At 42.4% G+C, this 481-nt stretch carries 1 protein-coding gene; it reads left to right on the top strand.

The features are described 5' to 3' along the window. Window positions 1–10: 10 nt before the first annotated feature. A partial coding sequence (locus HC175_RS17980; RefSeq protein WP_317172352.1) for a carbonic anhydrase occupies window positions 11–481 on the top strand: 471 nt, incomplete at its 3' end.

A 481-nucleotide genomic window follows, 5' to 3' on the forward strand; every position in this document is an offset into this window, starting at 1 on the left:
AATTAAAACAATGAAAAAGCTGAATTTCTTTACTTACTTAATTATTACAGCTCTTCTTTTCACTTCATGTGGAGAAACCGGGGAATCAAATGAACCCGGGGAGAAAATACAAAATACTGAAGTGACAACCGAGACCGATCAACAGGATCAACAGGTTGACCGGGTTCTTACTCAGGAAGAAAGGAATGCTCTGACTCCCGATGATGTTGTTGCAGAATTTCGTAAGGGGAACACAAGGTTCATTCAAGACAGCCTTACCCTAAGGGACAGGCAAAACAGGATTACTCAAACCAGTGAAGCTCAAAATCCAAAAGGTATGGTACTCTCTTGCATTGATAGCCGCGTACCTGTCGAAGAAATATTCGATCAGGGGCTTGGAGACCTTTTCATAGGACGAATTGCAGGAAATTTTGCCGATACCGAAATGTTGGGAAGCATGGAATATGCCACCAAAGTAGCCGGATCAAAAGTACTGGTGGTT

The sequence above is a fragment of the Salinimicrobium oceani genome (assembly GCF_012037645.1).